The sequence below is a fragment of the Hyunsoonleella flava genome (genome assembly GCF_004310325.1).
GTDB lineage: Bacteria > Bacteroidota > Bacteroidia > Flavobacteriales > Flavobacteriaceae > Jejuia > Jejuia flava.
The window spans coordinates 473,358-500,004 of sequence record NZ_SIRT01000001.1 but is presented as its reverse complement, the minus strand read 5'-3'; the positions used below and the strand labels follow the sequence as shown (position 1 = coordinate 500,004).

The following is a 26,647-nucleotide window of genomic DNA, read 5'->3' as shown; positions in this document are numbered from 1 at the left end:
TAGGAGGAAAGCGTAATATGTGTGGAATGAAATAAATGTTAAAAACTTTGTTCTACTTTACGGTTTTCCCTCATATATATTCCTACAATATTTTGTAAATTTAAACTCTCCCTTTAATTAATTATCTAATACAACCGACTATAGTTTTTGAACTATGGTAAAAATCTGTATTTAAAATTATGAGAGTATTATCAAAGTCAAGATTCAAATTAGGGCTTGAATGTCCAAACAAGCTTTATTATACAGGCAAGAAAAATTATGCAAACAAAAAAAATGAAAATCCTTTTTTGGAAGCACTTGCAAAAGGAGGTTTTCAAGTTGAAGAACTCGCAAGATTATATTATCCTGGTGGACATCTTTTAGAAGGTGAAGATTGGGATTATGTAAAGCATTGGAATCAAACTGAAGAATTATTGAAAAAAGAAAATGTCATTATTTACGAGGCTGCTTTTTTATTTGATGGACTTTTTATTAGAACAGATATTCTTGTTAAAAAAGGGAATATAATCGAATTAATTGAGGTCAAATCAAAGTCATACGAACCAGATAATGAAAATATTTTCATAGGAAAAAGAGGAGGGATGGATAGCAAGTGGAAACCTTATCTATTTGATGTAGCTTTTCAAAAACATGTGATGCAGCTCTGTTTCCCTGAATGGAAAATAAAGTCATTTATTATGATGGCGGATAAATCTAAAAAAGCTTCAATAGATGGTTTAAACCAACTTTTCAGAATTACAAAATCAGCAGATAATAGAACAGGAGTAACTGTATTAGCAAAATCAAAAGATGAATTAGGAAACCCTATATTAGGTAAACTAAACATAACCGACATCGTAACTGGTATTGAAATCGGGAAGTACGCTTATGCCGATGGATTAACTTTTATTGATTCAATACACGATTATAAAGAAACTTATATAAATGATAAATATATGAATTCGCCAACCTCTTATTCGGCATGTAATAAGTGCGAATTTAGAACTTCAGATGAAGATAAAAAACAAGGACTAAAATCTGGTTTTGTTGAATGTTTTGAAAAACAAAATAAATGGAATGATACAGATTTTAAGAAAACTAGTTTGTTTGATATTAGTGGGATACATTGGACAAAATCAGTTAAACTATTTAACAACAATTCGATTTTTGCTGAAAGTTTGAATCAGGATGATATTGGATTTAAAGAAGGAGTTGGAAAACTATCAGATAGTGAAAGAGCCTGGATTCAAATAGAAAAAGCAATAAATGATGACGATTCTATTTACGTTGATAAAGTTGGATTAAGAGAAGAAATGAATAAATGGGTGTTTCCTTTGCATTTTATTGATTTCGAAACATGCACAGCTGCTTTGCCGTTTTCAAAAGGAAGAAGACCGTATGAGCAAATTGCCTTTCAATTTTCTCATCATACATATTATGAAGATGGTGAAATCGAGCATTCGAATCAATATATTAGTAACAAAGCCGCTTACTTTCCAAACTTTGATTTTATAAGAGAATTAAAAAAAGCACTTGAAAAGGACAATGGAACTATTTTTAGATACCATAATCATGAAAACACTATTTTAAATGCAATTCATGTACAATTATTGAAATCTGATGAAAAGGATAAAGATTCTTTAATTGATTTTATTGAGAGCATCTCACATTCAACGGGAAATAGTGCCCAAAAATGGCAAGGTGAAAGAGATATGGTAGACCTTTGGGTTATAGCGAAAAGCTTTTATTTCAATCCTCTTACAAAAGGTTCAAATTCATTAAAGGATTTGTTACCTGCGGCAATCAATAGCAGTAATTTCTTAAAAGACAAATATTCAAAACCAATTGATAAAATCTCATTGACTACTACTAACTTCCCAACTGATTTTGTATGGTTAGTACATGATGAAAATAAAGTTATTAATCCTTATAAGCGTCTTCCTCCTGTATTTGACGATTGGACAGAGGAAGAAATTGAACACTCAATATCTGATATTGAAGATATAAATGATGGTGGAGCAGCGCTAACAGCATATGGTAAATTGCAGTATACAGATATGACGACATCCGAAGTAGAACAAATAACTTCCGCATTATTGAAATATTGTGAGTTGGACACATTGGCGATGGTAATGCTTTATGAACATTTTAAAGCCTTAATCAATTAATTTATGCGGGAATTACCTAAAAATATTCAGCTACGTTATCGTGTTATAGATAGATTATTGAGAGATTATGATACCGTTAAAACGAGTTTTATTATAAATAAAGTTTATGAGAGGCATGATATTTCAGTTGGAGAGACAACTATTCAAAGAGATATTAGAAATATGATAACAGACTATCATGCACCGATTGAATATGATACATCAAAAAAAGCCTATTATTATCCAGAAAATATTGATGAAATATTTCCAATTATTGAATTATTAGATGAAGAAATAAATGCTCTTCTTTTTTATTTTAAAACAATAACTCAATATAGAGATTATCCAATATTTAAAGAAATTTCAATGACTACAAAAAAGGTTATTGATTCATCGAATATATCTTTAAAAATGAAAGAACTATTTGAACAGAACACATTATTAGAAACTGAAAAACATCCTCTTATTCCCGGTTTGGGAAACATCACTGAATTATTAGATTGTATCGCAAATCATAATGTTATTGAGGTAAACTATAGGAGGCATAATAAAGAATCAAAGAAGCATTTCATAAAGCCATTATTATTAAAAGAGGATAAATTACTATGGTATTTAATTGGAATAAATATTAAGTATGATAGTTTAATAACTTTTGGTTTAGACCGAATAATTAGCTTTAAACGAACTGGGGAAGTTTTTGAAAAAATAGATTTTAATAGTCAAGAATATTTTAAATATTCATTTGGAGTTACTGTTACAGATGAAGTACCCATTGAAGTAATTATTTCATTTAAATCAAAACAAGGACATTATCTTAAAACACTTCCAATTCATCATACACAGGAAATAGTTGAAGAAAATAAAGAATTTTTAATCATTAAAGTTATCGTGAAACCATCTTATGAATTTTACTCAAAAATTTTTAGTTACGGTTCTGATGCTAGAATAATATCTCCAAAGTCAGTCATAGCAAAGGTTGTTGATGCATTAAAAAATGCACAAGCACAATATAAAATCACATAAATTAAAAAAAATATAATATTCTTTTTTATGGCGCAAATAGATTGCGCCATACTGTCTTTTATTTGTACCATAAAAAATTGTTTAATAACAAAAAAAATAAAATTATGGTCTCAAATTTAGAAAAAGACAAAAAAACAAAAAAGGTAACCATTATTGTTAATGGAACTCCTCATGAAGAAGAAAAGAACGATATCACTTATGATGAAGTGGTTACACTTGCATTTCCCGATTTTCCTCAACATCCAGAAAGAACTTATTCAGTTACTTATGAAAGAGGACAAGGAAATAAACCAACTGGAATTTTATCTCCAGGTGGAAAAGTAAGAGTAAAAGAAGGAATGATTTTTAAAGTGAAACATACGGGACAATCTTAAATAGAAATGATAGGAAGTTTAGCAGAAAATAATGAAGATATTGAAAGGTTATTAAAAAAGGGATATGCATTAGCAATAGATAGCAATCATCTTGTTGTTAGAGATATCCCTTATCTAGACAATAATGGAAACCTTCAAATTGGCGCAATAGTTTCGATAGTAAATTTTATTAGCCAGAATAAAATGAGCATGAAAGACCATCAAATATTCTTTTGTGGTAGTCATCCTCATGAATTAAACGGAAAACCAATAAGAAATCTTGGTGGTGGTGTCACATCAGTCCATTTGGCTTCAAAAGATTTGGTTGTACAAAGGTCTTTCTCTAACAAGCCTCCAAGTGGAAAATTTAAAGATTGGTTCGAAAAAATTGAAAATTATATTACTATAATTTCTGGACCAGCAATTGATAAATTTGATGCGAACCCTTATACTTTTAGAGTAGCTGATGAAAACACTAAATCTGTGTTTAAATTTAGGGATACGTTAACAAGTAGGGCAGGAATAGGAGAGTTAAGTGCTAAACTTGAAGAAGATACAATTGCGATTATCGGACTTGGTGGGACTGGTTCATACCTTTTAGATTTTTTAGTTAAAACTCCAGTAAAAGAAATCAAAGGATTTGATGGAGATTGGTATCATGTTCATAATGCATTCCGTTCTCCTGGAAAATTAAATGAAGAAGAACTAGGTAAAAGAAAAACAGAAGTATATAACAATCGTTATCAGAATTTCCGTGATAATGTAAATATTTATTCTAATTATATTACTTGTGATTCAGAAGAAGATTTGACTGGGGTTACTTTTGCTTTTGTGTGTGTTGATAGCGGAGCTGCTCGTGGTGAAATATTTGATTTACTAGTAAAACTAAAAATACCATTTATAGATTTAGGTATGGGATTAGACAAAGATACTGGCTTAATAAGTGGCACACTTCGAACTACATATTTCCCTGTCGAATCAGCACAAAGTACTATAAATAAAAGGCTAGCTCCATTAAGTGATATTCCCGATCATGTTTATAAAAGTAATATTCAAATTTCAGAACTTAATGCCTTAAATGCTTGTTTAGCGGTTATTAAATATAAACAAATAAGAGGTTTTTATTTGGATGACAATTCATATTTCCACATGTTATTTAATGTTGATGGGGTAAATTTAGTAGGGGAGAATGGAAAAAATTAAATTGCTGAAAGTTGAATATTTACCAAAAGTCCTTGAGCAAGGAATTTTATATGTTTCTGAAGAATTTGGTATTGCAGGTCATTTGTGCCCATGTGGTTGTGAAAATAAAATAATGACTCCAATTGAGCCATCCGAATGGTCGTTTAAAGAAGTTAAAAATAAACCAACTTTATATCCTTCTATAGGTAATTGGCAATTACCATGTAGGTCGCATTATTGGATTACTAATGGAAATATTGAATGGTCACATGATTGGAGTGAAGAGGAAATCATAGCAGGACGTGAAGCAGAAGCAAGAAAAAGACAAGCCTATTATGATGATTTAGAATCAAAACAGGTAAGAAAATCAATTTTTAGAAGAGTTTTAGATTGGTTTTTAAAGCTATTATCTAATTAATAAACAAATATTATGATTACAATTGAAGCAATTAAACCAGGTCCTAAACCAAGAAAAGATGATGGTTCACTGGACAAAAGAAGAAGAGTGTCACCAGATAAAAAGAAAGATTATCCACCATTAAAAAAGCATAAGCACAAAAAAGGTGACTAATTACAAATAGTTGAGTTTTTAAATATTATGTAAAATAGAATTTCGATATATACCTTGGCCTCATAAAATTTTGGTTAAAACAATAGGAGAAATGAGCGTGCATATTTTAGGGGTTTAGTAATACAGTTTCTTAAGAGTTATAATTACTCAATAACTTCAGAGCAATCTTAATTAGTTACAATGTTTCCTAAAATATAGCGAATAAGCCGTAAATTGTTTCGAAAAGTTTATGCAGCCTTGAATTTTTGTTTCTTTTGTTTCAAGACAAAAGATAATAAAAGAATGAAAAAAAGGTTAATTGAAGTTCTAAATATAACAAGTGCATAGAATTTTATTTTTCTTAAAATTTATGCTCTTGTGGCAAGCTCACGAGAATCGTCTAAATTTTTTTATAACGTACATTTAATCGAATACGCGATTTTTAATAAGAGCAAAAAGGTTAGCTTTTATTTTGGCGTTGGCAAGCGTTGGATAATTGTGTGTAAAATAAATTGCCATAGCAATTTGATTTTATAAAACAATCGAGCGTTTGGTAGCGGCTATTTTACATAACGGCTAATTATAGCTACAAATGACTTTCCTTATAAATCTAAAATCTTAATCCGTGAGAATTGAATATTTCAAATTTTCTTGACCCAAGTACTTAATATCGTAAAGAATAAATACAGCTTCTGGGATATTTTACATAATACTACATTATAGCTATCAAATGGATAAACCACTCTTATTAACTAAACAATACATTTGTACTATAATTTACATTATGTAAAATAGAATATTCAAAAACCATACTCTACATCAAGATAATATAATTTAAAAAATTAAGACCGTTGTATCTGAGCTAAAATTGTAGGATCCTTTATCTTATTATCTTCTGACAATAATTTCATTTTTGAAATGATTTCAGCAGTTTTCGGATCGTCATCAATAAACGGTAAAAATAAACGCCCGCGATGTTGGCTGTGTACTGGTATGATAGATAATTGTAAACCTGTTTTGCTTACCATGCCACTTCCTAGATGAATACTATAATCGGCCAAAGTTCCTTTTATTAAAATATGTCGTTCTTGTACTGTAACATTATCTGCTTTAAATAGTCTTGCGGTTTCTCTTGCTAAAGCACCACGCATCTGCATGGTAGAATGACTTGCTTCTGGGTCTACACCTCCAACATGCGCTACACTTACTACCAAATCTAAGTCGCGCATTACTTCACTAAATGTTACGCTATCTATGTCAGTAAGCGGTATTGGTTTGTAGGTGTTTCTAGAATGAAACGCTATATGCTCTAATGTTGGTGCCTCAATATCGGCTGGAGAAAACCAATCTGCCATAGCATAAATTGAAGCTATAAATCCTTTTTTGTGATATACTTTTTGTAAGCCTTCTTCATGATTTACCGTCCATCCTCGCGAACGTAATAATGCTACAGTTTTTTGAGGTTGTATTTGGTGGCCTTGGTACCGTTCTGACTGTAAATTACGTTCTATTTCGTCTTTTGTAATTACATAAAGCTCTCTAAATATTTGTTTAAAAGGCTGTACTAGTTTTGTATCAAAAGCATATTTTTGATACAAATCCCAAACAACGTTTTCATATAAATGAGATGGATGCGCAATAACAACTGCATCATCTTCTGCAATGCTGATTAGCTTACCTTCACTATCCTCCAAACCACCTTCTTTATAAAACCCAAAGGTGTTTTTTGTTTTATTATAAAGCACTAACTTATTTAGCATTGCTTTTACAACTGGATGTATCAGGATGTTTTTAAGTTCTTCTTTACTAAACACTTCTTCTCTTAACATCGCGTTTTCTAACGAAATACGTGTTCTGGAATATTGTTTTCTTAAATATGCTTTATTTTTTTGAAGCGATTTAATTTGCTTATCCTTTCTGTATTTAGCAGGAATAGATTTTTGGGATTTCCCATCTTTAGTAACTTTTATATCTGCTTTTCCCTGTGCATTAACAAATAATTCTACAACTACATTATCAATCTCAACAAATGCTTGTTTCATAATGTTTTGGGTAGCCTCCCCTTCCATTGCCCAAGAAAACCGAATACTATCATCATATCCTGCATTTCTTGCCAAATTATCCAAAGCTATTTCTACAGCATTTTTTTCGCTTTCTTGTCGTTGCGCTCCAAACTGTTTGCTTTCTCTTAAAAACTCCTGTAAAATAGTATACCTATTTAAAAGGTCTTTTTTTCTATTGGCTTTACTTAAAGGAATTAATCCAAATGCTTTTACATAATCCTTGTCTCGCTTATCATTTATTTTAGCAAGCGTTTCTCTTATTTTAATCTCGCCAAGAATTACGGAAGAATACAGTTTTACAAGTCGGTGACCATTACCATCAGAAATATATTTTGCGGCATCATGTAGTACTTTCCAATTTTGTTTTCCAAATTTGGGATACACCTCATTAAACCAATCTAAATCTATTACTCCTTTTGCAAAATCGGCTTTTTCAACATTAGAATATCTAGAAATTATGGTCTCTTTTTCAGCATTCATATAATCTGAAGCATGTGCATGAAACCACCAAACTGCGTCTTCCAGTTTTTCTATATTTAAGTATTCGCCAATCCAGTTTGCCCATTGCGGCGCATAAATAGCTGTTTCAATCCAACGCTTTTTTGTGATTTTTGAAGTTTTTGCTTGTGTCAGAAAATCAGTGTAGGTTTCTGTTTCTTTCGGGATACTTTTCTTTATTAAATTACTAAACACTTCCTTTTTCGAATCAAAATTATACCAAGAGTAGCCTCTATGAAACGTGTCTTTTCCTAATCGTGTTAATAATTCGAATAAATACGTTGTACCCTCTACGCTACCAAAATGGTTCATGTAATGCGTTGCCTCTGTAGCCAAGTCTCCCCGCTCCAACTCCACAGAAATCATGTTCTTCTTTAAATCATGTGCAATATCATGAGGTATGCCATCAATATTGACATCGTTGTGCCTATAATATCTGGTTTTCTCTATAATATTTAGCAAATCGGTATTTACAAGTAACTGATATTTAAAATCATCTGCACTTATAGTATTTGCTTTGTATAGTGCAACTGTAATCCATTCTGGCGGGAAATTTGGTTGTAAAATAGAAACGTTTGTTTTGGCAATTTCAGAAATATCAGTTGGCACTTTAGGATAAGTTAATTTTGCTGCAAATAGATACATTTTTAAATCCCAATAGCGTTTCAGTAATTTGGTATTGTTTGAGATTTGATGCAATTCTGTTCCTAATGCATTCAAATCTAAAGTTTGATATTCAATAATATCTGTCCAATGTGTTACTTTGTTATTCCATCGCTCTTTAGAGGTTTTACGCTTTAAATCTTCTGGAATTCTTGCAATAGCATCTTCAAATAGGTCTATTTTAAACTGTAATAGTGTTGGGAAATCGGCATAAGCTTTATATATAAAATCAAGTAGTCTAGCAACTTTTTTGTTTATGGAATCCCATCTATTGGTTTTCACTAAACGCAAGCCTTTTAAATTGGGCATATAGTGTTTTACAAAATGAACGTAATCTTCACTTTTGAATAGATATGGGAAATTATCGCAGTTATAGATGGCCGCCAATAGTTCAAAATCGTTCAATTTTGAATTTTCATACCAGTTTATCCATACCTCTGCCATAGGAAGCAGCTGCAATTGCGCTTTTGCATCTTCTAAATGATATGCTTTTTTGTCTGTAAAATTGATACTATTTGAAAGTAAAACTGTTTCTTTAGCACCATTCTGATAGTGTGCTTCGTACTCGTAGTTTTGATGTTTTTCAAAAAGACGGATTAGTGTATTTATTGCATTTACCGTTTTTTCAGTATCAATTAAATTGCCGAAAATAAAGTTAGTTTTTGGGGTTATTTTAGAAATGATATTGGAAAGCAATGATTTGTCTTTACCAAAAATAATTTTAGGCGTAATTAGTGGTTCTAGATTGCTGTAATCTATAGCACCAAAACCGTTTTCAAAACTGTAATCTTGTGTGGTTTTAGAAAATTTATCGATATAAACTTGCTCGTTTTTAGTGAGTTTTGGTCTTTTAGTATATAAACTAATTTGCGTATCAATAAAAGGCACCATGCGGTTACTATCATGTAAAACAGTCATTATTTCTAGAGCAGCTAGCCTTTGGTCTACTTTTGGAGATGCGATAAGATTTGAAGTAATAGCTTCTACCCTATTTTCTTTTTGTTTAAGTATAAGCTTAATGATATGTTCTCTTAAATCTTTATTCTTACGCTGAAGTAAATCTTCAAGTACAATAACATCATCATCATTTAAGTCTATCGATTCAAACAGGTTAATTCCTGTTGCCATTACAGATGTATTTCTATCCTTAATAGCTTGGTGAATAACATCTCGTTTCCAAGGTGCTGCTTTTAAATTAATCTTAGGGTTTTTCGTTTTATTAGTATTGTAGTAAGACCAAGAATAGTGGTCTGGAAATAGCTTTCTAATAAAGTTACTACGCTCATCAGAGGTTATGGCACTTAAATTTTTTGCCAATAACTGGTATTGGTCTTTGTTAGCATGATTTACTAAATATTCAAAAAAGTAATCGGGTTTAATAGTATACGCGGTCCATGCAAACACCTGCCCTTTAACTATTTTTCCCTTAGAAGGCAATTCTTCTCCATAGTGCTTTATTTTATTGAATAAATCATCACTAAGCTTAGGGTTAATTGGTATGGTTTGCAAAACCCAGAAATCTATTTCTAAATCGTTTCCAAAATTGGAGTTGATCCAATCTAAAACTTTATGATTTGTTCGCCCTGTTTGCGATATAAACATACTAGCTAGTATTTTTTTCTCTTTACTACCTGTATTTATTAAATCAATCGCCTTTAAATTTGCATTATCAACATCATCTAAGCCTAAAAACCATAAAGCAACATAAATCTCTAAATTGTCTTTACTTGTTAATGCCCTTTCGGTTAAGCTAGGTTTTTCAAAAAAAGATAAGCTTAGCTCTAAAACCCGCTTTATTGTTGCGGTTTTAGGCGCTTCCCAGCCAAAACCAAACCAAGTGTCTACAGCTCTAACTACACTACTAAATCGCATTAAATTGTAATCTAAAATTACTTTTATAAAATGCTGTAGTGCGCCAATGGAAGTTTCATCCAAGGCCTCCAAAATAGTTTGTCTTAAACCTTCTTGCCGTTGGGCTGCCAGCAATAAATCTTCAACTAATTTCCAATTCTCAGGATTTTCGGTTAGTAACAAACCTTTTATTAAACCTCTGGTAACTCCTCCAATTTCATCTTCACCTAAAAAAATGTCCTTTATTAAATTATGAAGGTTTACCGATTCTTTTTCATCATTTAAAGCAGCAGCAAATACATACGAATGGTTTTTGTAATAATATTGATCGTAAATATCATATTGTGCTAATTCTAGAATATTTAACCCTGAGTATCCTAAAGTTCCAGACTGATATAAATTTTGTAGAAACCGAAGTCTGTTTACGGTATAATCATCCGTTGATTTACATCTAAACGAGCGCCTTGTATAGTCGTTTTGGTAAGGCGATTTTAAAATTAAATCCCAAATGTCTGAAATGTACTTAGCTTGATAATTCCCAAATAATAACTTGGCTAATTTTGCACCTTCTTTACTCTTCCACGGATTAGTGGTTACATCACTACCAAAATGATCTTTATAAGGCGTTATGTTCACGTTATTTGAGTAGTAACTATGCGTTGTGTTTTTTGAAAGTTGTGTAATTAAAAGTCCTAAAACATTATATTTTCTGCTGAAACCGTTTAAATGACTTCTTTGTAATTTTGAAGTTTTTTTGCTTTCAATAAAGGCTTGGGCGTTTTCTAATTTAATCATACTCAGTTTTAGTTTTTACCAATACGTTCCTGTTAAAAACGTCATTCTTAAAAAGGTGATATTTGTGTCTTTAGAGAGTGCAATTTTAGTGTCTAGCGTAGAAACTTCTTCATCATCTAAAAACACTAAAAACATACCATCTGCATAGGCTTGAAGCGCAGTTTCAATACTTTCTGTTTCATCTGCCAGTTTAAAATTAGCAATATCTCCAAAACTTATTTTACCAGTTTCTGATTGCTCTTGAATTTGTGAAGGTGTTAAAAACGACAGCAGTTGGTTTTTTTCTCTTTTGGAATTATATTGCCTTACCTTACTAGAAACACAAGCTATAATTAAATCTTTCAAGTCATTAATTTGGTGTTCTACAACAATGGTTTCAGTGTAAATTTTTCTTTTACCTAAACGTTTTAAATTGATGAGGAATTCTTGCAATATGTAATCTGTGTTGTTTATTGCAATATAAGATAATTTATACAAAAAAAATATTGTATTTACTGTTATAACATAAAATATTGGGCGCTTACAGCGCAAAAAAATCTATATATTTTCAATACATTTGTGTACCTTGACCATGGAAGATATTCTTGTTGGAATTATTAAATTTTTTGGAGCAACAATTCATGATATTGCTAATTCCGCTAAACCAATTAAAGGGTTTTTAATTGGAATTTTAATTGTTGCAATATGCTTTCTAATTTTATACATTTTATTACATTAACGCTTAAAGATAATTAATACATGAAACATACTGCCTTATCAACCACTCACGAAGCTCTTGGTGCTAAAATGGTGCCTTTTGCGGGTTTCAATATGCCTGTACAATACGAAGGCGTTACTGCAGAACACGAAACGGTACGAAACGCTGTTGGTGTTTTTGATGTGTCCCACATGGGTGAATTTTTAATTGAAGGGCCACACGCCCTGGAATTAATTCAAAAAGTGTCCAGCAATGATGCATCTAAACTCGCTATTGGTAAGGCACAATACAGCTGCTTACCCAATGACGATGGCGGTATCGTGGACGATTTAATTATTTATCGCGTTAAGGAACACACCTATTTGTTAGTGGTAAACGCCAGTAATATTGAAAAAGATTGGAACTGGATTCAATCCAAAAACGATGTTGGGGCTACCATGCGCGATTTAAGTGCCGACTATTCCCTACTCGCCATTCAAGGTCCAAAAGCTGTGGAAGCAATGCAATCTTTAACCAGTGTAGATTTATCCGCAATTAAGTTTTACAATTTTGTGGTGGGTGATTTTGCTGGTATAGAACATGTGATTATTTCGGCTACTGGATATACTGGCAGTGGCGGTTTTGAGATTTATTGTAAAAACAGCGAAGTACAACAAATTTGGGATAAGGTTTTGGAAGCTGGCGATAGTTTTGGTATCAAACCCATAGGATTGGCGGCACGTGATACACTTCGCCTAGAAATGGGCTATTGCCTTTATGGTAATGATATTGACGACACCACCTCTCCTATTGAAGCTGGTTTGGGCTGGATTACAAAATTCACTAAAGATTTCACTAATAGCGACGCGTTAAAAGCCGAAAAAGAACGCGGACCAGAACGTAAACTAGTTGGTTTTGAGTTAGACGACCGCGGTATTCCACGTCATGGTTACGATATTGTGGATGGCAACGGTAATATCATTGGCAATGTGACCTCTGGTACCATGGCGCCATCCTTGGGCAAAGGCATTGGTTTGGGCTACGTCCCTCCTATTTTTGCTGATGCCGGAAGTAAAATCAATATTCAAATTAGAAAAAAAGCAGTACCTGCAACCGTTGTAAAATTACCATTTTACAAAGGGTAAGTCTATGTTGATGTATGGCGAAGATGGAGCGGGCACATAAACACACAATTTTAATTCTTGGCGGAAGTGGCTTTTTAGGGAACGCTATTTACAGCGAACTGTGCTCCTATTTTAGGACCTTTGCTACCTATAACACGTCCAACAAACAACTGGAGAAAAACCACCATTTTTTTCAATATAATTTTGAGGAAGATGATATTTATGAAATTTTAGATATCGTTAAACCCACCACAATAATTTCAGCACTTCGGGGCGATTTTTCTAAACAGGTATTGTTGCACCAACATCTTGCGGAATATGTATTTTCAAAACAGATAAAGCTTCTGTTTTTGTCATCTGCCAATGTATTTGATGCGTATAGCAAATACCCAAGTTATGAGCAAGACAAAACCTTAAGCAACAGTGTTTACGGGCATTTCAAAATAAAAATTGAAAATATGTTGTTGCGCTTGCCCAAAAAGCAAGTCGCTATTTTAAGATTACCAATGGTATTTGGCAATCATTCGCCCAGAATTAATGAAATCCTTCAAAATATCAAGGAAAAAGTACCTGTTGAAGTCTTCCCTAATTTGATAATGAATGTTACTACAGACTCTAAGCTAACGCAACAAATCCATTATATCATCAATAGAAATAAACATGGTATTTTCCATCTCGGAAGTACAGATTTAGTGCATCATGACGAATTCATAAAAGAGTTGGTTTCGTCTTTAGAATTAAACAAAACAGCGCAATATAAAAGAGTGTATACCACAAATGATGACAGGTACTTAGCCGTTCTACCAAAATTCAATAAACTTCCCAAACACCTTCAAATTCAGAGTCAAGATCTCATAACAGAGCTAAAATAATATTCGTTTAAAGACTTGAAAACTTGTTAAAAGACGTGTCCTTGCTTACGAAAATTCTTTAAATTAGTATCAATTAAATTACAAGCCTAAGGCTATAAAATTGATATAACATGAATAGACTTTCAAAAGAAGATATCGAAGCTAAATTATTGCGTTTTCCTGATTGGGAATATTTTGACAATGCCATTCATGCAGAGTTTGAATTTGAAAATTTTAAGGACTGTTTTAGCGCTATGAGTCGTATTGCTTTTGAATGTGAAGCGTTAAATCATCATCCTAATTGGTCGAATGTCTATAATGTATTAACCATATCATTATCCACTCATGATGCGGGTGGCGTTACGAATAAGGATTTTAAACTTGCCGAAGCTATTGAAACTATTGTAGAGCAAGAGGAGTAAGACTTCTTGATTGTTTTATGCGTAACACTACCATTACTTTATTTGTTTGTTTTTTGTGTTTTTACAGTTTTGTATTTGCACAAAACCCAAATTTTTGTAAACAACTTTCAGGACTAAAAACTTTAGTTAAAAAAGAGCACTTTGCTCCTAAAAAAGTGGATGATTCATTATCTAAAGGTGTGTTTCAACTTTTCATTTCTCATCTTGATTCTAAAAAGTGTTTGTTTACAAAAAGTGATATTAATCTTTTTAAAGAACACACCTATCAACTTGATGATTACATCAATACGGGTAATTGTGAATTTATTAAAACCTATGTTAAGCATCTTGAAAAGCGTATTGCTGCTTCAAAATCTTATTTAAGTGAACTTTCAAATTTGGAACTGGACTATACAGGAACAGATACACTGTATTTTGATGCAAATAGGGATTTTGGTTACTTTAAAAATGATGAAAAAGCTAAGAAATATTGGGCTAAACGATTAAGATACAAGGTACTGACGGACATGATGGAAGACACTACTAACCTTGAGGTGTTGCGCAAAAACTTCAAAATAAAAGAACCCGCAATTAAGAAAAAAGTTGTAGAAAAGGAGTTGTGCTTTCTTGATGAAATTTCCAACGCCAAAGGTGGTATCCATCAATTTGTGGAACATGCTTTTTTGAATGCTTTTTTAAATTATCATGACCCCCACTCTACTTTTTTTAGCAATACAGAGAAAAATGTCTTTGAGCATGGGTTGGGTAATAATCAACTATCATTTGGAATTACTACAAGCAAGAATGAAAATGGAGATATTGTAGTCTCACATATTGCCCCAGGAAGTCCTGCTTTTAAAAATGCGAATCTGGAAGTAAACGATATTATAAAATCTGTGTCATCAAATCATACCATTTTAGAAACCTATTGTGTCTCAAATGAAGATGTTTTGGAATTTTTAAATGATGAATCTCAGCATGAAGCGACTTTCAAAATAAAAAAATCAAGCGGACTTATAAAAGATGTTAAGCTCATTAAAAGTTTAGTTGAAAATGAAGAAAACAATGCTAGAGGGTATATCATTAAAGATATATCTGAAGCGCTTAAAATAGGCTACATCAAGATTCCACAGTTTTATACGGATTTTGAATCCCCACAAGGATTAGGAGTAGCCAATGATGTTGCCAAGGAAGTGTACAAGCTGAAGAAGGAGGGCATCAACGGATTGATTATAGATTTAAGGTTCAACGGTGGTGGCTCTCTAAAAGAAGCCATGGATTTATCAGGCATGTTTATAGATCGTGGCCCCTTAATGATAATGAAATATAATAATGGCGAAACCTATACTTTAAAAGACAGTAAGCGTGGTGCAGTATTTACTGCTCCATTGATTGTTTTGGTAAATCATTTTAGTGCTTCGGCTTCAGAGCTTTTTGCTTCTGTAATGCAGGATTATGGACGTGCCCTAATTGTTGGCACTTCTACACATGGTAAATCAAGTGCACAAATTGTATTGCCAGTAGATGAAAAACAGGATTTTGGATTTGCTAAACTTACTGTAGAACGTTTTTATAGACCAACAGGAAAAAGCCACCAAGGCTTAGGTATTATACCAGATATACAACTACCTTCCCTTTACGATGGTTTTAAAACTGAAGAAATTTACTTGGATTATGCCCTACCCAACGACTCCGTAGAAGTGTCTCTCGCACATCGTGCATTAAAAGGGTTTGATATAAATTCTCTTTCTGAAAAAAGTAAAAAACGTATCACCCAAAATCAGAATTTCAAACTCATTTCAAATATCAATAAAAGTGTCCTTAACGACTATATCAATAAAAAAATACAATATGCCCTCACTTTAGATAATGTTTTTTCAGATATCAATGCTTACCAGAAGCTATGGGAAAGTTTCACCAATAAGATAACTGTAGAAAATGATAATGTTATTATTGAAAATACTTCAGCAACTAGCAAAGTCTTAAAATACAATCCAAAGAAAAGTAAAGAAAATATTGAGGTCATCAAAGAGTTATCAAATGACGCTATGATTATAGAAGCTTTTTACATTTTAAACGATATTACATCAACAAATCACAATTAATACTAAACACATGAACCTTAAAAGAACGTACTCCATTTTGCTATGCCTATTTGCAACCATTATGATGAATGCACAAACCTTTAAAACACCTACTGATTACCTTGATTTTGTGGGAAAAGAGCAAAAAAGCATTACAAGAAACATGTGGAACTACACCAAAGCCTTGGCACATAGTAAAAGCGATAGAACCATTGATAGTCGAAGAAAAATATTGATTAAAACCGTTGAACGTGCCATTGCCAAAATTACAAAAGCCGAAGGTTTTGATGGCAATACGTATAAAAATCAAGTACTAAAGCATCTTAATTTTAATTTGAACCTTCTTAAAGAGGATTATGCCAAAATTATAGATATGAAAGAAGTAGCAGAACAGTCTTATGACCTTATGGAGGCCTATATGTTGGCACAAGAAATGGCAGATGAAAAATTAGAAGAATCACAACAACAATATGAGACTGATTTTTATGCGTTTGCCAATAAGCACAATATAAATATTCTAGAAAGTGAATCTGATTTAGGTAAAAAAATGACCATCTCAAATGAAGTATTTAAGCACTACAAGGAAATGTATTTAAAATACTTTAAGGTTTACATTAATGAAGTTTATTTAATAGATGCCTTAAATAAAGGTGATGTTGGTGCTATAGAGCAAAGTGCTGCAGCATTAAGTGCGTCTGCCAAAGAAGGGCTAAAGCTTTTAGAGAATATTGAACTTTACAAAGGCGATAAGAGTATTATTAATGCCACCAAAGAGGCTTTTAATTTTTTTATTGATGAAGCAGATAATAAAATACCTGTTATTACTGAATTTTTGGTATTGAATGAAGATTTTGAAACCATAAAAAAAGCTATTGAAAGCACACCACAACGAAAACGCACCAAAGAACAAATAGCAGAATACAACCAACAAGTAAAAAAAATGAATAAAGGCGTTAAAGATTACAATAAAACAAATGCAGAATTGAATAAAAACAGACAAATTATACTAAACAAATTAAACGGAGCTAATGAGCGATTTTTATCTAAACATATTCCGAAGCAATAAGTTTTTGTAATTTTTTTAAATTTGCGAAACTCTAAAGTGGCTCACACTTTAGGCACTTAAATACTTGTAACTTTTTAATTGATATAAAAATGGGAAGAGCTTTTGAATTTAGGAAAGCAAGAAAAATGAAACGTTGGTCTGCCATGAGTAAAGCCTTTACCAGAATTGGTAAGGATATCGTTATGGCGGTAAAGGAAGGTGGTCCCGATCCCGATAGTAATTCCCGTTTAAGGGCTGTGATACAGAATGCCAAGTCTGTTAACATGCCTAAGGACAATATAGAGCGTGCCATAAAACGTGCCAGCGATAAGAATCAAGGTGACTATAAGGAAGTGGTTTTTGAAGGCTACGCCCCTCACGGTATTGCTGTTTTGGTAGAAACCGCAACGGATAACAACACGAGAACTGTAGCTAATGTTCGCAGTTATTTTAATAAATGCGACGGTAGTTTAGGTACCTCTGGATCAGTGGTTTTTATGTTTGACCATACTTGTAACTTCAAAATTAAAGGTGAAGCACTTGATTTGGAAGAATTAGAACTAGAGCTTATTGATTTTGGTGTAGAAGAGATTTTTGAAGACACTGATGAAGATGCGGATGGTAATGAAGTTAACAGCGTCATGATATATGCACCATTTGAAAGCTTTGGTAAAATTCAATCTTATCTAGAAGAAAATAATATTGAAATTTTGTCTTCTGGCTTTGAGCGTATTCCGCAAGTCACCAAACCTCTTTCTGTTAAACAAGCGGCTGACGTAGAAAAACTATTAGAAAAATTGGAAGAAGATGATGATGTACAAAATGTGTATCACACTATGGAAGAGACTACAGATTAAGGTATATCTAAATAAAATTAAAAATCCGAATCACTAATATGATTCGGATTTTTTTATGACTCTAATACAGATTGAATGGTTTTGGCTCTATGAATTTTTCCAGATGCAGTTTCTTTAAACCTACGGGTAAAGAAAATATCTTTTGGTTTTTCATATTTATCTAAAACATCAAATAATGAGGTGTCTAAGTCTTTTTTGTTGCCTTCAATAACCATAACAATCTTTTCTCCTAAAGTATCGTCTTTAATACCGTGAATAAAAAATTGTCTGCCATCCATTTTATCCTGCAGCTTCTGCTCTATTTTCTCTGGAAACACTTTGATGCCTCCAGTATTAATCATATTGTCAAATCGTCCAATCCATTCAAATTGGTTTTCAGAATAGATTTCTACTAAATCGTTCGTTACTATGGTTTCATCTGAAAGTTTTGGAGCTTTAATCACCAAGCATCCTCTATCGTCTGTCGCAATTTCTATTCCGGGCAACGTAGTAAAATAATTGTCTGATGCATCACCAGTAAAATTGTTTAGTTTCTTCACTGCAATATGCGATACGGTTTCCGTCATGCCATAGGTCTCATACACTTGAGGTTTTTTATCCTTTATCAAGTCTTTAATATGACTTGAAACACGCCCCCCTCCTACAATTACCGTTTTAATCGACTTTAAATATCTTGCAAAGTTTTTTAATTGCATTGGTGTAAATGCACAAAAGTCATAATCCTTTTCATAGTCTATTCTTGGTAGAGACGATGGTACCACCATATCTACTTCAAGCCCTAAAACTATGGCTCTAACCATCATCATTTTTCCAGCAATAAAGTTTGACGGTAAACAATTCAACACTTTTTTTCCAGGTGATAAATCAAAAAAATCACCGGTAGTAATTGCAGAATTTATCATGGCTTGCTTCTTGATTTTTAAGATTTTTGGCTTGCCAGTAGAACCTGAAGTTTGCACTTTAATATAATCTTTCTTGTCCAACCAATCCAGTAAAAAAAGTCCTAACTGTTGCTGATATGGGTAGCCTTCCTTAACAAAACTGTAGGCTACTTCCATTAAGTCTTCATGGTTGTAGTGAAATCCTTCTAATTTAAACCTGTTGTGTACTTTGGTATAATCGGGCGTCATTAAATAGTCTTATTCTTCTAAAATTTTATAATCTTCCTTTGGTGGCTCAACAACTGGTCCGAATAATTTATCCTTCCAATTGGTCCATTTGTATTTCTTGGACAAAATAAATAAAAGAATTGGAAACACTACCAATACTGGCACAAGTATTTCTGTAATTACCATTTCTGATGGATCGCTAATATCTTTTAGCACACTGTCGGTTTGCAATACCGTCCAGTCCGTTGTAACCAGTAATGCAGTAAATAAATTATTTGCAAAGTGAAAACCTAATGCTAACTCTAAACCATCATCCATTAGGGTAATGATCCCTAAAAAGAACCCAGTACCTATGTAATACACCATGATGATGTAGCCCAACTTTTCTACCTCAGGGTTAAAAATATGCATGAGACCAAAAGCTACAGAAGTTATTACCAATGGCAACCACCTATTTTTAGCTAAGGTGCCTAAAAAATGCATTCCATACCCTCTAAAGGCATATTCCTCAAAACTGGTTTGCAATGGTAGCAGAAAAATACCAATGGCCAAAAGAATTAAAAAAGGTTCTAGTTTAAAATTCCAAACATAACTTTCTGGGGACATATAGTAATAATCCAATAGTACTAGCCCACTAGTTATTCCGCCCCATAAAAAGAAAATAAACCAAAAACGTTTCCAATCGATTTTTGTCCTGGTCGTCGTTAAATTTTTAATGGATAACTTGTGAAGGGACTTAGACGAAATAAAAACCCCTGCAAGTCCTATGGCAAAAGAAATGAGCATTAAAAAGAGGAAAAGGTTACTTCCCAGTAGTTCAACCATTCCAGAAATATCGGTTGGGAAATTTTCAAAGCCGTCCATATTTAAAAATATTGCTGCCATTAACGGAATAGCCCCTAAAATTTGCCACGCAAAAAATATAATCATACCACCGACAATATATCGCCATGCATCTGTTAATCCTTTATAAGCCTGCTCTATATACATAATTTATAAATTAATTTTCCAATTTTTACTTCTATCATAATACAATCCACCATCACTTACATAAAGCGGCGCATCAAAATTATTAGTAAACAAACCGCCCGTACCCAAACCTTGCGGAAGCGTGACTTGTTTGTTAAACGTATATTGCGCAATTGCATTTAACCCAATATTGCTTTCTAAAGCACTGGTGATCCACCAACCAATATCGTTTTTTTCTGCAAAAGCTATCCATGAATCGCTTCCTTGATATCCGCCTACCAAAGTGGGTTTCAATATAATGTATTGCGGACGAATTGTTTGTAACAATTCTGCTTTTTTTGTTACATCAAAAACACCTATTAACTCTTCATCTAGTGCAATTGGTAAAGGAGTGATTTCACAAAGTCGAGACATTTCCTCGATTTGCCCTTGCTTTATAGGCTGCTCAATAGAATGCAAATCAAAATCGGATAGGGTATTTAATTTTTCCAGTGCTTCATCTGCACCAAAAGCACCATTGGCATCAACCCTAAGCTCAATATCTTTTGAAGTAAACTCTTTTCTTATAGATTTTAATAATTCTACTTCAACTTCAAAATCAATAGCTCCTATTTTCATCTTTATGCATCTAAATCCTGCATCAATCTTGTCTGCAATTTGTTGCTGCATAAACCTTTTACTTCCCATCCAAATTAACCCATTAATGGGGATAGAAGCCTTTCCGTTTGTGAAATCTGATGAAAATAACTCAAAAGTTTGTTCTGCCCTAAGAGATTTAAATGCCATTTCTAGTCCAAACTGAATGCTTGGAAATTCAATCAGTTTTGAATTTAGAAATTTTAAGCCTTTATCAATATTTTGGCAGGTCCATTTTAGCTTCTCAACATAATCTGGTCTGTCATCTGCGGATAAACCTTTGAACATTCCACATTCTCCAATACCTGTTTTTCCTTCTGAACTAATTTTGATTATCCAGGTATCTTTTGTCTTTAGGATACCTCGAGATGTACCACTGGCTTGCTTAAAATTTAAAGTGTAGTGCTGAAACGATGCTTTCATGGTTGACTAAAAGCTATGATGAAAACTTAATTGCAGTTGCCCCTTGCCCCAGTTATTCGTTTTCTGGTTCATCCACCCAAATTGTATCCTTTTACCAGGTTTTATTACATAACCGATACCTAAATACGTTCTGTTTCTATCAAATAATTGTACTGTATTATTGTTCCCTATATCGGTTTGGCCATTTATGAAAAGTTCATTATACAAAGCAATGTAGACCGTTTTATCAATTAATGCTAGTTGATTAAGAGGAATATTCAAAAATAAATTATAGCGGTATCTGGTTCTAAAATCTTGATTTTCAACAAAACGTTGCTCATACCTAAACCGGTGTGCAAGGTATAATCGGCCCCCAAGCTTTTGTGGTATAAAGGCTTCTTGATAAATCCTGTTTTCTGAAACCGTAGCTTTACTATCACCATATTGGCCAGTAGTAATATTGGCATAACCCAAAGTGAGTAAAACATTAGTTTTTTTTGGTGTAAAGGTTAATCCCGAACGAATTAATAGTTGTTCCAAATCGCCTAGCGTATTCCAATTTCTATGCTGCAAATCGCCCTGAATTCCAAATTGACTATCCTTAAACTGATGCCTGTAAAAGTACATGTACCAAGCACCTGTTTTAGACTGATCTACTTGCGCTGAGATATCAATAATGCAGCAAAAAGCAATTATCAATAGACATAAAAATTTCTTCATATATGTTATACTTCGGTGGACTCTCCAATATCTAACAACGATAAGGATTTTAGTTCTGTATCAAATTTGGCTTTTGCCCTTACTTTATCAATTTCAATATAACCGAAGGTGTCATAGTGGTATCCCAGAATTTTATCACACTTGATAAAATCAGATGCAATAATTGCATCATCAACACCCATGGTGAAATTATCGCCAATTGGCAAAACTGCCAAATCCAAATCATAGGCTTTACCGATTAATTTCATATCATAGGTAAGTGCGGTATCTCCAGCAATATAAATTGTTTTCTTACCTGATTGGATAATAAACCCTCCTGGTTGCCCACCATAACTACCATCAGGAAAAGAAGAGGTGTGGATCGCGTTTACATATTTTACTGTACCAAAATCGAATTGCCAAGAGCCACCATGATTCATAGGGTGACCTTTTAATCCTTTTTGTTCATAATGTGTCACAATTTCATAGTTGGAAACTATTATACCGCCAGTTCGTCTTGCAATCGTTTCAACATCCAAAGTGTGGTCTTGGTGTGCGTGGGTAACAAGAATATAATCTGCCTTTAAAGTCTCTATATCAATGGATTCAGCTTGTGGATTTCCTGAAATAAATGGGTCTACAAGAATATTGCAGTCACCTATTTCAATCCCTAAACTAGCGTGTCCGTAAAATGTAATTTTCATATAAAATATCTTTTCAGACTAAATTAATGATTTTAGGGATAACTCTAAAATTAATAATGCATGGTTATTAAAGCAGATGCCCGATGGCCAAAAGTACCGCAAGAAAAAAAGTGGAAAGCGCCACTTTTTTTAACTCAGGATCTAAATCTTTTGCAACTGTATTTTTTTTAACTGTTCTTAGATGTTTTAGAAGTGGAATATATGTTAAAAAGCATATCAAATTATAAGGCGACGTGTAATATAATATCCCAAATAAAGTTGAAATGATTATAGCCGAAATGATTAAACCGTAATGATATGCTTTGGCTTTTTCAAGGCCTAATTTTACGGCCAACGTCATTTTTCCAGAAATTAAATCAGATTTTATATCCCGCATATTGTTCAAATTGAGAACAGCTACTGATAAAAGTCCTATTGTAATTGCTGGAAGAAAAACAACATGATCTAATTTTTTTGCATAGAGCACATAGCACCCGACAACGCTAACTAGACCGAAAAAAACGAAAACAAACAGATCGCCCAATCCGCGATACCCATAGGCCTTACTTCCAATCGTATAGCGAACCGCTGCAATGACTGACCCTATTCCTAAAACAAAAAACAATAGCGTCAACATAAAATGTTGCGAACCAAAAGCTGCAAATATTAAAAGAAAAGCAAGAACGATACAGACCAATATGTTCAATTTAATGACCTCAAACATTTCATCTGGCCGTATTTTACCACTCTGAATGGCACGCTCTGGCCCTATTCTATTGTCGTCATCGGTACCCTTCATGCCATCTCCATAGTCGTTTGCTAAATTTGAAAGCACCTGTAAACTTATAGTAGTTAAAATTGCTAAAATGAATATTGACCAGTCAAAATATCCGTTATATTCCGCAAAACTTGATGCAATTATGATACCTGAAACCGATAAAGGCAGTGTTCTCAGGCGCATTGCTGAAATCCAAACTGAAAGATTTTGCATTATGGAATCCATTTTTTATCGAAGTTTGGTTTGCGCTTTTCCAAAAATGCATTCCGCCCTTCTTTAGCTTCATCAGTCATATAAGCCAATCGTGTTGCTTCGCCAGCAAAAACTTGTTGCCCTACCATACCGTCATCTGTTAAATTCATAGCAAACTTAAGCATTTTGATAGAGGTAGGAGACTTTGCTAAAATTTCTTGAGCCCATTCAAAAGCAGTACTTTCTAATTCAGCATGAGGCACAACGGCGTTTACCATACCCATTTCAAAAGCTTCCTGTGCTGAATAATTTCTACCCAAGAAGAATATCTCCCTTGCCTTTTTTTGTCCCACCATTTTTGCTAAATACGCTGAACCGTATCCGCCATCAAAACTGGTAACATCAGCGTCGGTCTGTTTGAAAATAGCGTGTTCTTTACTGGCTAATGTTAAATCACAAACTACGTGCAAACTATGTCCTCCACCAACAGCCCACCCAGGAACTACTGCGATAACCGCTTTGGGCATAAATCGGATTAAACGCTGAACTTCAAGAATATTTAAGCGGTGGTAACCATCCTCACCTACATAACCTTGATGACCCCTAGCTTTTTGATCTCCACCACTACAAAATGAATACACCCCATCCTTTGTAGATGGTCCTTCAGCAGAAAGCAGAACTACACCAATTGAAGTATCCTCGTTAGCGTCATAAAAAGCATCATAAAGTTCGCTGGTTGTTTTTGGTCTAAATGCGTTTCTTACATTAGGTCTGTTAAATGCAATTCGCGCAACACCTTCACGCTTTTTGTACGTGATGTCTTCATAATGTTTTGCAACTACCCATTTTGAATCCCTCATGGTATCATATTTTGGTCAAAAATAAATTATATTTTTTTAAATATAGATGGGTTTTGCTAATAATAATTTAAACTTAAAAAAATATTAATTTAATAATTTCTTGTTCTTATTTTAACTATTTACTAATTATCACAACTTTATCAAAGAATCTTATGTAGTTGTAGTATTATATTTAATACTTTTAGAAAACTTTATGAAAAATTAACATTTTATTTGTATTTTATCGATGTTTTTTGTAGTTTTGTCGAACTAAATCTAAATTATGCCTATGTTATTAACAACTACTATTGTACTTTCTGTTTTGGTATTTATTAATCTGTTACTTTTAAAATTTAGCTGTAACAAGATTAAAAAAACTGAGAAATCTCAAAGCAAACAAATCGTCGTTTTGAAGTCGCACAGATTACTCTACGAAGATAATGATAGCTTAGCTCCTACCGGAAGCTGATTAATTTTACCAGTTTATTATACTCTTATTGGCCTCAAGCAACAACTTGTTTGTTTGGCTAAAATGTCTATTGCCAAACCAATAGCCTCTATTTGCGCTTAAAGGAGATGGATGCCCTGACGTTAAAATTTGATGTTTAGTATTATCGGTTAATTTTGCCTTTTGTTTCGCATAACCACCCCAAAGCAAAAAGACAACATCACTTTTTCTTTTGCTTACGGTTTCGATGACAGCATCTGTAAACGTTTCCCAACCCTTTTTTTGGTGGCTTCCTGCTTGGTGAGCTCTTACCGTTAGCGTTGCATTGAGCAATAACACTCCTTGTTTGGCCCAACGTGATAAGTCGCCACTACTGGGATAAGAAGTTCCCAAATCATTTTCTATCTCTTTAAAAATATTAATGAGAGATGGTGGATGGGAAATTCCATCATTCACCGAAAAGCATAGTCCGTTAGCTTGCCCAGGCCCATGATAAGGATCCTGCCCAATAATCACCACTTTTACATCATCAAAATGACAATGGTTAAAAGCATTGAATATTTCTTTTCCTGGAGGAAAACAGGTATTTGTTTTATACTCATGCTTTACAAAAGCAACTAAACTTTTAAAGTACGGTTTTTCAAACTCCTGCTTTAAGTATGGTTTCCAGCTTTCATGAATTTTTACTTCCATTAGTTTAATATTCTAACTAACAATTCCTTTAATAAATCTCCTTGGGGTACAGCATTTGCGCCAACACCTTTACTCTTTACATCAAAAGTTCTCAGCGTTGAAACTATAGTACTCACCTTTCGCATAGGATAGTTTCTAGCTGCTGTTACATACTCATTAACGAAATATGGATTGATTTTTAGTGCAGAAGCTACGCTCCTTGGCGTTTTGTCCTTTAATCCATGAAAATGTAAAAGCTGAGAAAAAAAGTTAAACAATAACGACACAGTCACTACCATTGGGTTGTCCTTTGGATTATCTGCAAAATAGTTTACAATTTTATAGGCCTTAACCGCATCTCTATCCCCTATGGCTTTGCGCAACTCAAAATTATTATAATCCTTACTAATGCCAATATTCTTTTCAATAGCATCTGGTGAAATTTGACTGTCCTTTGGTAAAATAATCTGGAGCTTCTCTAGCTCGTTATTTATTTTGCTTAGGTCAGTGCCCAAAAACTCCACTAACATTTGTGCCGCTTTAGGTGTTATAGAATAACCTTTGGGAGAAAGTACACGCCTTATCCAATCGGCTACTTGATTTTCGTAAAGCTTTTTACTTTCATAAACAATACCTGTCTTTTTTAAAGTTTTGTAAAGCGCTTTTCGTTTATCAATTTTTTTATACTTGTAGTTTATTACTAAAACCGTCGTGGTTTGAGGGTTTTCAGCATAAGATGCTAATTTTTCAATAGTACGTGATAGGTCTTGAGCTTCTTTTACAATTACCACTTGATATTCCGCCATCATTGGATAACGCTTTGCATTACTCACTATATCTTCAATCGAAATATCCCTGCCATATAGCACCATTTGATTAAAACCGCGCTCTTCTTCAGTTAAAACGGTTTCTTCAATAAAATCTGAAATTCTATCAATATAGTAAGGCTCCTCTCCCATTAAGAAATAAATAGGTTTAAGGTTTCTGTTTTTTATATCCGTTACTAATTGTTTGACCTCGTCCAAAAAAAGAAAATTTTCAGTGAAAAACTCTTAAAATATTATTATGAATGATACTT

General features: G+C 33.2%; 23 protein-coding genes. 12 read left to right on the top strand and 11 right to left on the bottom strand.

The window, feature by feature from the left end:
• The first annotated feature begins 179 nt into the window (after positions 1-179).
• The 6 genes from EYD45_RS02085 to EYD45_RS16685 all read left to right on the top strand — a co-directional run bounded on the left by EYD45_RS02085 (position 180) and on the right by EYD45_RS16685 (position 5,255).
• Entirely contained in the window at positions 180-2,147 is a 1,968-nt protein-coding gene (locus EYD45_RS02085) for a DUF2779 domain-containing protein (protein WP_130962683.1), read from the top strand.
• A gap of 3 nt (positions 2,148-2,150) precedes the next feature.
• Positions 2,151-3,149, top strand: a complete 999-nt coding sequence (locus EYD45_RS02080) for a helix-turn-helix transcriptional regulator (protein WP_130962682.1) — start codon at positions 2,151-2,153, stop codon at positions 3,147-3,149.
• Positions 3,150-3,253: 104 nt separating this feature from the next.
• The gene (locus EYD45_RS02075) at positions 3,254-3,523 is read left to right on the top strand and encodes a multiubiquitin domain-containing protein (protein WP_130962681.1); all 270 of its coding nucleotides are present in this window, start codon (positions 3,254-3,256) and stop codon (positions 3,521-3,523) included.
• 6 nt (positions 3,524-3,529) lie between these two features.
• Positions 3,530-4,705 carry a ThiF family adenylyltransferase gene (locus EYD45_RS02070; protein WP_130962680.1) on the top strand — a complete coding sequence of 392 codons (1,176 nt, stop codon included), beginning with the start codon at positions 3,530-3,532 and terminating at the stop codon, positions 4,703-4,705.
• Positions 4,692-5,102, top strand: coding sequence for a DUF6527 family protein (locus EYD45_RS02065; protein ID WP_130962679.1), 411 nt, complete (start codon positions 4,692-4,694; stop codon positions 5,100-5,102). Before EYD45_RS02070 ends, EYD45_RS02065 begins: the two co-directional genes overlap by 14 nt.
• A 12-nt stretch (positions 5,103-5,114) precedes the next feature.
• Positions 5,115-5,255 carry a hypothetical protein gene (locus tag EYD45_RS16685; protein WP_165453867.1) on the top strand — a complete coding sequence of 47 codons (141 nt, stop codon included), beginning with the start codon at positions 5,115-5,117 and terminating at the stop codon, positions 5,253-5,255.
• 821 nt (positions 5,256-6,076) lie between these two features.
• Here the strand turns inward: EYD45_RS16685 and EYD45_RS02060 are convergent.
• On the bottom strand, positions 6,077-11,104 hold the full coding sequence (locus EYD45_RS02060) for a DUF4132 domain-containing protein (RefSeq protein WP_130962678.1): 5,028 nt from the start codon (positions 11,102-11,104) through the stop codon (positions 6,077-6,079).
• Positions 11,105-11,119: 15 nt separating this feature from the next.
• A complete protein-coding gene (locus tag EYD45_RS02055; protein ID WP_130962677.1) occupies positions 11,120-11,581 on the bottom strand; it encodes a hypothetical protein in 462 nt (153 codons plus the stop codon).
• Positions 11,582-11,842: 261 nt separating this feature from the next.
• On the opposite strand from EYD45_RS02055, the gene gcvT reads away from it, so the two are divergent.
• The 6 genes from gcvT (at position 11,843) to EYD45_RS02025 (ending at position 18,142) form a co-directional block, all read left to right on the top strand.
• Positions 11,843-12,925, top strand: coding sequence for a glycine cleavage system aminomethyltransferase GcvT (gcvT, locus tag EYD45_RS02050; protein ID WP_130962676.1), 1,083 nt, complete (start codon positions 11,843-11,845; stop codon positions 12,923-12,925).
• Between the two features lie 14 nt (positions 12,926-12,939).
• On the top strand, positions 12,940-13,776 hold the full coding sequence (locus EYD45_RS02045; RefSeq protein WP_130962675.1) for a sugar nucleotide-binding protein: 837 nt from the start codon (positions 12,940-12,942) through the stop codon (positions 13,774-13,776).
• A 110-nt stretch (positions 13,777-13,886) separates the two neighbouring features.
• Positions 13,887-14,177: a 4a-hydroxytetrahydrobiopterin dehydratase gene (locus EYD45_RS02040; RefSeq protein ID WP_130962674.1), complete on the top strand. Its 291-nt coding sequence runs from the start codon at positions 13,887-13,889 to the stop codon at positions 14,175-14,177.
• A 17-nt stretch (positions 14,178-14,194) separates the two neighbouring features.
• Entirely contained in the window at positions 14,195-16,261 is a 2,067-nt protein-coding gene (locus EYD45_RS02035; RefSeq protein WP_130962673.1) for a S41 family peptidase, read from the top strand.
• Positions 16,262-16,271: 10 nt separating this feature from the next.
• On the top strand, positions 16,272-17,306 hold the full coding sequence (locus EYD45_RS02030) for an LIC11966 family surface protein (protein WP_130962672.1): 1,035 nt from the start codon (positions 16,272-16,274) through the stop codon (positions 17,304-17,306).
• 89 nt (positions 17,307-17,395) lie between these two features.
• Positions 17,396-18,142, top strand: coding sequence for a YebC/PmpR family DNA-binding transcriptional regulator (locus tag EYD45_RS02025; RefSeq protein ID WP_130962671.1), 747 nt, complete (start codon positions 17,396-17,398; stop codon positions 18,140-18,142).
• Between the two features lie 53 nt (positions 18,143-18,195).
• Here the strand turns inward: EYD45_RS02025 and EYD45_RS02020 are convergent, their stop codons facing one another.
• The 9 genes from EYD45_RS02020 to holA all read right to left on the bottom strand — a co-directional run bounded on the left by EYD45_RS02020 (position 18,196) and on the right by holA (position 26,594).
• Positions 18,196-19,272: an AMP-binding protein gene (locus tag EYD45_RS02020; protein WP_130962670.1), complete on the bottom strand. Its 1,077-nt coding sequence runs from the start codon at positions 19,270-19,272 to the stop codon at positions 18,196-18,198.
• A 9-nt stretch (positions 19,273-19,281) separates the two neighbouring features.
• Positions 19,282-20,241 carry a CPBP family intramembrane glutamic endopeptidase gene (locus tag EYD45_RS02015; RefSeq protein WP_130962669.1) on the bottom strand — a complete coding sequence of 320 codons (960 nt, stop codon included), beginning with the start codon at positions 20,239-20,241 and terminating at the stop codon, positions 19,282-19,284.
• A 3-nt stretch (positions 20,242-20,244) separates the two neighbouring features.
• Positions 20,245-21,279, bottom strand: a complete 1,035-nt coding sequence (locus EYD45_RS02010) for an o-succinylbenzoate synthase (RefSeq protein ID WP_130962668.1) — start codon at positions 21,277-21,279, stop codon at positions 20,245-20,247.
• Positions 21,280-21,285: 6 nt separating this feature from the next.
• Positions 21,286-21,978, bottom strand: a complete 693-nt coding sequence (locus tag EYD45_RS02005; RefSeq protein WP_130962667.1) for a DUF2490 domain-containing protein — start codon at positions 21,976-21,978, stop codon at positions 21,286-21,288.
• Between the two features lie 5 nt (positions 21,979-21,983).
• Complete coding sequence (locus EYD45_RS02000) at positions 21,984-22,661, bottom strand: metal-dependent hydrolase (protein WP_130962666.1); 678 nt, start codon at positions 22,659-22,661, stop codon at positions 21,984-21,986.
• Between the two features lie 67 nt (positions 22,662-22,728).
• A complete protein-coding gene (gene menA, locus EYD45_RS01995) occupies positions 22,729-23,643 on the bottom strand; it encodes a 1,4-dihydroxy-2-naphthoate octaprenyltransferase (protein WP_233702487.1) in 915 nt (304 codons plus the stop codon).
• Complete coding sequence (locus EYD45_RS01990; protein ID WP_130962665.1) at positions 23,631-24,470, bottom strand: 1,4-dihydroxy-2-naphthoyl-CoA synthase; 840 nt, start codon at positions 24,468-24,470, stop codon at positions 23,631-23,633. Before EYD45_RS01990 ends, menA begins: the two co-directional genes overlap by 13 nt.
• 454 nt (positions 24,471-24,924) lie before the next feature.
• Positions 24,925-25,590, bottom strand: a complete 666-nt coding sequence (locus EYD45_RS01985; protein ID WP_130962664.1) for a uracil-DNA glycosylase — start codon at positions 25,588-25,590, stop codon at positions 24,925-24,927.
• Positions 25,590-26,594 (bottom strand): DNA polymerase III subunit delta, encoded by a 1,005-nt coding sequence (gene holA / locus EYD45_RS01980; protein WP_130962663.1) that lies wholly within the window; start codon positions 26,592-26,594, stop codon positions 25,590-25,592. Before holA ends, EYD45_RS01985 begins: the two co-directional genes overlap by 1 nt.
• Positions 26,595-26,647: the final 53 nt, after the last annotated feature.

Coding starts and splice junctions, on each gene's coding strand:
- EYD45_RS02075 (WP_130962681.1), top strand. CDS start 3,254: ATGGTCTCAAATTTAGAAAAAGACAAAAAAACAAAAAAGGTAACCATT.
- EYD45_RS02070 (WP_130962680.1), top strand. CDS start 3,530: ATGATAGGAAGTTTAGCAGAAAATAATGAAGATATTGAAAGGTTATTA.
- EYD45_RS02035 (WP_130962673.1), top strand. CDS start 14,195: ATGCGTAACACTACCATTACTTTATTTGTTTGTTTTTTGTGTTTTTAC.
- EYD45_RS02010 (WP_130962668.1), bottom strand. CDS start 21,279: ATGAAAGCATCGTTTCAGCACTACACTTTAAATTTTAAGCAAGCCAGT.
- EYD45_RS02005 (WP_130962667.1), bottom strand. CDS start 21,978: ATGAAGAAATTTTTATGTCTATTGATAATTGCTTTTTGCTGCATTATT.
- EYD45_RS02025 (WP_130962671.1), top strand. CDS start 17,396: ATGGGAAGAGCTTTTGAATTTAGGAAAGCAAGAAAAATGAAACGTTGG.
- EYD45_RS02085 (WP_130962683.1), top strand. CDS start 180: ATGAGAGTATTATCAAAGTCAAGATTCAAATTAGGGCTTGAATGTCCA.
- EYD45_RS01985 (WP_130962664.1), bottom strand. CDS start 25,590: ATGGAAGTAAAAATTCATGAAAGCTGGAAACCATACTTAAAGCAGGAG.
- EYD45_RS02030 (WP_130962672.1), top strand. CDS start 16,272: ATGAACCTTAAAAGAACGTACTCCATTTTGCTATGCCTATTTGCAACC.
- EYD45_RS02065 (WP_130962679.1), top strand. CDS start 4,692: ATGGAAAAAATTAAATTGCTGAAAGTTGAATATTTACCAAAAGTCCTT.
- EYD45_RS02080 (WP_130962682.1), top strand. CDS start 2,151: ATGCGGGAATTACCTAAAAATATTCAGCTACGTTATCGTGTTATAGAT.
- EYD45_RS02020 (WP_130962670.1), bottom strand. CDS start 19,272: ATGACGCCCGATTATACCAAAGTACACAACAGGTTTAAATTAGAAGGA.
- EYD45_RS16685 (WP_165453867.1), top strand. CDS start 5,115: ATGATTACAATTGAAGCAATTAAACCAGGTCCTAAACCAAGAAAAGAT.
- EYD45_RS02040 (WP_130962674.1), top strand. CDS start 13,887: ATGAATAGACTTTCAAAAGAAGATATCGAAGCTAAATTATTGCGTTTT.
- gcvT (WP_130962676.1), top strand. CDS start 11,843: ATGAAACATACTGCCTTATCAACCACTCACGAAGCTCTTGGTGCTAAA.
- EYD45_RS02060 (WP_130962678.1), bottom strand. CDS start 11,104: ATGATTAAATTAGAAAACGCCCAAGCCTTTATTGAAAGCAAAAAAACT.
- menA (WP_233702487.1), bottom strand. CDS start 23,643: ATGGATTCCATAATGCAAAATCTTTCAGTTTGGATTTCAGCAATGCGC.
- EYD45_RS01990 (WP_130962665.1), bottom strand. CDS start 24,470: ATGAGGGATTCAAAATGGGTAGTTGCAAAACATTATGAAGACATCACG.
- EYD45_RS02045 (WP_130962675.1), top strand. CDS start 12,940: ATGGCGAAGATGGAGCGGGCACATAAACACACAATTTTAATTCTTGGC.
- EYD45_RS02000 (WP_130962666.1), bottom strand. CDS start 22,661: ATGAAAATTACATTTTACGGACACGCTAGTTTAGGGATTGAAATAGGT.
- EYD45_RS02015 (WP_130962669.1), bottom strand. CDS start 20,241: ATGTATATAGAGCAGGCTTATAAAGGATTAACAGATGCATGGCGATAT.